Annotated in this window: 3 protein-coding genes; all 3 read left to right on the top strand. The window is 62.7% G+C overall.

Features of this window, described 5'->3' with window-relative positions:
* The first annotated feature begins 490 nt into the window (after nt 1–490).
* Nucleotides 491–2,839, top strand: a complete 2,349-nt coding sequence (locus tag B4N44_RS11560) for a S8 family serine peptidase (protein WP_296700915.1) — start codon at nt 491–493, stop codon at nt 2,837–2,839.
* 133 nt (nt 2,840–2,972) lie between these two features.
* Nucleotides 2,973–5,057, top strand: coding sequence for a class I SAM-dependent methyltransferase (locus B4N44_RS11555; RefSeq protein ID WP_296700913.1), 2,085 nt, complete (start codon nt 2,973–2,975; stop codon nt 5,055–5,057).
* A 30-nt stretch (nt 5,058–5,087) separates the two neighbouring features.
* A complete protein-coding gene (locus B4N44_RS11550) occupies nt 5,088–6,122 on the top strand; it encodes a rhamnan synthesis F family protein (RefSeq protein WP_296700911.1) in 1,035 nt (344 codons plus the stop codon).
* The last annotated feature ends 71 nt before the right edge of the window (nt 6,123–6,193 follow it).

Here is a 6,193-nt window from a genome sequence, read left to right as displayed (position 1 = left end):
ACACAAGTCGGACAGGCTCCTAGACCACCAACGCCGCCAACGCGCTGATCGGAAATTCCAACACACCGGTCGACATCGCGCCCAGTGCCACCCAAGGCTTCGTCTTCGGCATCACACCGAGTCAAGCCATCATCGCAGATGTCAACCATCGATCGATACCTTTACAAAATGGATGTAAAGTCACAGACCGCTGGAAATGCGACAAAGTAGAATTGGCTTTCTCGGTGTACGCCCAAGCTGGAGAGGCAGTTTCCGATGTGAGCTTCTTTCCGGTCCTGTGTCGACAACAATAACCTGAGGTACCGTGATGAAGCGCAATCGTGTGACGATAGGCTCTGATCCCTCCGACCACGCAAGGCGCTGGCCGGCTCGACTGGTGTTGTCTTTGATCATGCTCTCCGTCATGGGCCTCGCGCCTGCACTGACGGCGGAGCAGGGCGGGATTGACCCGAGTGCCATGTCGGACATTGCCTCCGCCTCATTGGACGACGTGGTCAGCGAAATCGCCTTTCCGGAACCGCAGGCGGATGCCGATACACACCACGCGGTGCTGCTGGAGGCCGCCGCGCGGCATGGCTCGATCCCGGTCATCGTCCATCTCAGAGAGACCATGGCGCCGGAGGCGACACTGGATGCCGAGGAGATCCGACTGCAGCGCGATACGCTCGCTGAAGCCCAAGAGCGCGTGCTGGGCTGGTTGACGGCGACCACGCCGAAGACCGAGGCGGAATTGGGCGTGAAACGCTTCGCCCTGATCCCGGCGTTCGCCATTCAAGCCGACGAGCACATCCTGCAACAACTGCTCTCCGACCCGGAGGTCCTGGATGTGGTCGAGGACGTCGTGGTCGAGCCGACCCTGCAACAGAGTGTGCCCTTGATCGGGGCGGACGGGAGCGCATCCTTCGCCGGTCGTACCGGGCAGAGCTGGGTCGTGGCGGTTCTCGACACGGGCGTCGAGAAGACCCATCCGTTCCTCAGCAGCAAAGTGGTCTCCGAAGCCTGTTATTCGACGACATACAGCAGTTATGGATCGACCTCGTTGTGTCCAGGTGGCGCGTCCTCCTCGATCGCCAACGGCTCGGGACAGAACTGCTCATCCAGTATCTCCGGGTGCGACCACGGCACGCACGTGGCGGGGATCGCGGCCGGCAAAGGGAATACGTTCTCCGGGGTGGCACAAGACGCCGGGGTCATTGCCATCCAGGTGTTTAGTCGCTTCGATGGTCAAACCTTCTGCGGTTCATCGTCACCATGCGTCTTAACTTATTCCTCGGATCAAATCCGTGGTCTTGAACGCGTTTTTGAGTTGAGGGAAAGTTATCAAATCGCCGCGGTCAACATGAGCTTGGGCGGGGGGCGTTACTACAACACTTGTGATGATAACTCGCTCAAGCCAATCATCGATCAATTGCGAGCCGCAGGGATCGCCACCGTAATTGCAAGCGGCAACGATGGCTATACCGATAGCATGAGTGGCCCGGCTTGTATCTCAAGCGCCGTCAGCGTTGGCAGTACGACCAAAAGCGACGTCGTCTCGTGGTTCTCCAACAGCGCGAGCTTCCTCGATGTGCTAGCGCCGGGCAGCGTCATCAACGCCTCCGTGCCCGGCGGGGGATTTGCAAGCTGGTCCGGCACCTCGATGGCCGCTCCACACGTCGCAGGAGCCTGGGCTGTGCTCAAGCAAGCGAACCCTTCGGCAAGCGTTTCGGAGGTGTTGACTGCGCTCAAAGACACCGGAGGGTCGATCACCGACACGCGTGCGGGGGCGGGAAGCCGGGTCAAGCCTAGAGTCAAAGTCGATCAAGCCCTTGCGGCGCTGGTCGGCACGCAGACAACCTACAACCTTACCGTCAATTCGAGTGGTGCATCCGGGATCACGATCAGTGCTGATCCCGGTACCTATGCCGGTACGACCAACTACACCAAGAGCGGCATCGCCTCCGGAACCTCGATCACGCTGACCGCGCCGAACAGCTCCACCGGGAGCACCTTCGGCTCTTGGAGCGGGTGCAGCAGCACCAGCGGGACTAGTTGCACCGTGTCGATGAGCAGCAGCAAGATCGTTACGGTGACCTACACAATCGAAGGCACCCAAATCAACGCAGCCATCTTGCCGTATGCCCGAGCGATATCGATCGGCGAAACCGCCACCGCATTTGCGAGCGTCATCAACAGCGGCAACGCAACGGCGACCGACTGCTCGATCGCACTGCCGGACGGAATCCCGGCGACCTTGAGCTACCAGACCACCAATGCCGCCAACGCGCTGATCGGAAATTCCAATACGCCGGTCGATATAACCCCGGGCACCACCCAAGGCTTCGTCTTCGGCATCACACCGAGCCAAGCAATGACCGCAACCGAGATCCCGCTGGTGTTCGACTGCGCCAACACTGCCCCGGCGCCGAGCAACCCAGGCCTTAATACATTCATCCTCTCGGCCGCGGCGACCGCGCCCCCGGATCTGCTCGCCATCGGCGCAACCCCGAGCGGTGACGGAGTGGTGCAACTGCCGAGCAGCACCGGCGTCGGCTTCTTCGCCACGGCGGCGGTGAACATCGGCAGTGCCGGCGAGGTGACCGTCAGCGCCGACGACGGCGGGCGCGGTCTGCCATTGAACCTGCAGGTCTGCGAGACCACCCAGGCAGGAGCATGGATCGTCTGCGGCAACAGCCTGACGCGTTCAATCGGTGCCGATCAAACGGCGTATTACAGCGTTTTCGCGACCGGCACCGGTCAACCGATCGCCTTCGATCCGGCCAACAACCGCCTCTTCCTGCGCTTCGCCGCGAACGGGACGACGGTGGGGGCGACCAATGTCGCGGTGACGGCGCCATAGCTGCACACCTGTGCGGCGAATCGCGCGCGCCGGTGTCCACCGGCGCGTCGCATCGGCTATCCTGCCGTGGCGGCTCGGGCGACGAAGGTGCCGAGCCAGCCGATGGCACACCGAGCGTTAGGGAGGGCTGCACATGAGGATCGACTGGACACCCGCGCCGGCGGTGGCATTCGCCTGTCCGGTCTGCCGTTCGGACGGCGACAAGCCGTCCGTCTTAGCGGTCGAGTCGCCGTTCAATTCTCGAGCTCTCTTGCGACTCCACGCCTGTGATCTGTGCGGAACCTTGAGTTTTCCGGGACTGACACCGCCTGCCTATGAGGAGGACGGGGCGGGCGAGGCTGCCGGTGCGTCCCTCTCGCAGGCCGCCATCAAGTTCTATGTGGAGCAGGGTGCGGCGCCCGACACCATGGTCGAGCCCTTGTTCTGGTTCGATCGGACCGATGTCAAGCGCTACGCGGAGGTCGGTTGCGGCTTCGGGTTCGGTTTGGACTTTGCCCGCGAGGCGCTGGGTTGGGAGGTCCGCGGTTTCGATCCCTCGCCGCTTGCGTGCGCCGGGCGACGCCTCCTGAATCTTCCCGTTACGTCGGAGTATCTCGGTCCCGAGACCTTGCGCGGCGAGCCGCCGGTCGACGTCCTACTCGCCTCCGAGGTCATCGAGCATGTCGTGGACCCCCACCGCTTCCTGGACGACATCACGCCGATCCTGGCTCCGGACGGCTGGTTGGTGATCAGCACACCGAATGCCGCCGGGGTCCGTCCGGATGCGTCCCCCGGCGCACTGCTGCCGATTCTGACCCCCGGATACCATCTGGTGCTCTTCAGCGAGACAGCGCTTCACCGGTTGCTCGCCGCGCATGGTTTCACGCAGATCGACATCCGAGCATCGGCGACGAATCTGACGGCACTGGCCTGCCGTCAGTCACGGCCTTGCGACCTCTCTCGGACACTCGACCGGGCGCTCTACCGCGACTATCTGAAGCGCCGACTCGAGGCCCTGAATCCGGACGAACCGCTCGCGCATGGGTTTTCCGGGCGATTGATCAAGGAGTGTGTCAACGCGGGCGACATCGAGGCGGCACAAGCGGAGCTTCAAGGCCTGACCGAGACCTATCGGCGTCTTTACGGCATCGATCTCGACCGCCCCGAGACGGTCTTGGCCGAGCCGATCGAGATCGAGAGTTTCGGGAGATTTGCCGCCGCGATCCCGGCCAATCTCTGTGGCCTGGCCTATCGCAGCGCCTTCATCGCATTGCGCCATGCGAACGACCCGGAGCGCGCACTGGCGGGTTTCGAGCTTGGCGAGCGCGTCGGAGTCGCGCTGCGCGAGGCTTTGCAATCGATCGGCTCGGACGACGGCGAGACCGAGCATCTCGTCGAGTTGTGCCGATTGGGTGCGCTCGAGTCTTCGATCCGCGTGGATCCATCCGAGGCTCCGAGGCGTTTGAAGACCGCCCGCGAGGCGTTCCTCGGAGCCAACGGCGGCGGGGCGAGCGCATGCCGTCGCTTCGAGACCGATCTGGAACGCTGTTTTGTCGATTTGGCATTCAGCGGTGATTACACGGCAGCGAACGCCTTGGACGACGCGCGTCGTGCGCAGGGGCCGGACGCATCCGATGCGCTCGGCCTCGCGGCGCAGGACTATGCTCGTTCCTGTCATGCCCGTGGATTGCTTGCCCTGAATGACCGAAACGATGCGGAGGCAGCGCTTACTTGGTTCCGGGCTGCCGGCGAACATCTGCACGGCTCGACCGCTGCCGGCGGCGCAGACCAAGGCGACCTCGCACCTGCCATCGAGATCGCCCTGCTCTCGGCCCAAGCCATTGCCGAGCCCGAGGCTGCGGCCCGTGCATGTGAGGAGCGCTTGGCGATCACGCACTCGCCGGACCCGCATGTCCTCGGCCTCTGTTGCGAGGTCTTCCAGCGTCTGGTTCACGGCGGAGCCTACGCCGCAGCGGCGACGCTCGAGCCCGCTATCACGGGCCCACTGATCCGCGCACCCGAGGTGTTGTCGGCGGAGCTGGCGTACGTGCTCGGCATCCTCGCCTTGAATCATGCTGCGGATCCGGCCGAAGCCTTCGGGTGGTTTTCGCGAGCGGCGCAGTTGACATCTCCCGAGAGTCCGCTGCACGACCTCGCCCTCTCACATGCGCGACGCGCCGAGGCGGCAGCCGGCATCGAAGGTGGCGACATCGGCGCAGACCCGCGCACATCCAAGTAACCCGAGCCACGCAGTAAGAAAGGATCCCTCATGGGTTTGCGCGAATTCCGTCAGACACTCACCAGGCGCCGACTCGTCAACTTCATCGAGCACCGAACCTGTTGGATGCGAGTGCGCTTGGCGCGTAACCCGAGCTGGGTTGTCCAGCGCTGGGACGGCGATCGCGGGTTGGCCGAAACCAAGCGGATCGCCGTCTTCGTGCACTACGACGACAAAGGTCTCGTCCATCAATACGTGCTGTTCTATCTGCAGCAATTGCGCGAGGCCGGCTACGATATCCTGTTCGTCACCAACAGCCCTCGACTCTTGCCGTCGGCGGTCGAGGTGCTGCAGACGCACTGCGCTCTGATCTTGCGGCGGCGCAACCGCGGCTACGACTTCGGAGCCTACAAGGATGCCATACGGGAGATTCCGGACCTCGCCGCGCTCGACAGCCTGATCATTGCCAACGACAGTGTTTACGGCCCCTTTCACTCCTTGAGCGATCTTCTGAGCGAGGCCGACCCGGCGCAAGCCGACATCTGGGGAGCCACCGATAGCTTTGAGCATCACTATCATCTGCAAAGCTATTTTCTTCTTTTCCATCGCGCCGCTTTAACGGCGACCGAGTTTCACCGTTTTTGGAGAGATGTCTGCTATACCCGGTCGAAAGAGCTGGTCATCCATCATCACGAGATCGGCTTCTCGCGGCGTATGCTGGCCGCCGGACTGCAATTGGAAGCACTGTATCCCTACCGCGCGGTGGCGATGGAGCTGATCGACGATCTGCAACGCCGCTGGCTGGACAATCCCGACTGGGCCGCGCGATTGCCGCAGCGCGATTATCTCAAGTGGTTGTTCGAGAACATGATGGCCGGTGTTCCGGTGAATCCGAGCCACTTCTTCTGGGAGCCCTTGTTGCGTCGGCACGGCTACCCCTTCCTGAAACGCGAGCTGCTCACGCGCAATCCCTGTGGCGTGCCGCTGACCCAATATTGGGAGAGTGCGGTTCGCCAAGTCAGCGGATACGATACGCGCTTGATCTCTCGACACCTACAGCACATCCTGCGTAACCGTAGCATTTGAAGGGAAACCAATACTCCCGACGCGAGTCTGAGGCGATGATCACTGCCGAACCCGTGCATCGAGTAGGGTTG

It is taken from the genome of Thiocapsa sp. UBA6158 (assembly GCF_002423035.1).
Classification (GTDB): Bacteria; Pseudomonadota; Gammaproteobacteria; order Chromatiales; family Chromatiaceae; genus Thiocapsa.
The sequence above is the reverse complement of the archived record's forward strand: the minus strand, read 5'-3'. Positions and strand labels throughout refer to the sequence as shown.

Excerpts from the sequence above, each read along its gene's own strand:
- B4N44_RS11555 (WP_296700913.1), top strand. The coding sequence starts at position 2,973 with ATGAGGATCGACTGGACACCCGCGCCGGCGGTGGCATTCGCCTGTCCG.
- B4N44_RS11550 (WP_296700911.1), top strand. The coding sequence starts at position 5,088 with ATGGGTTTGCGCGAATTCCGTCAGACACTCACCAGGCGCCGACTCGTC.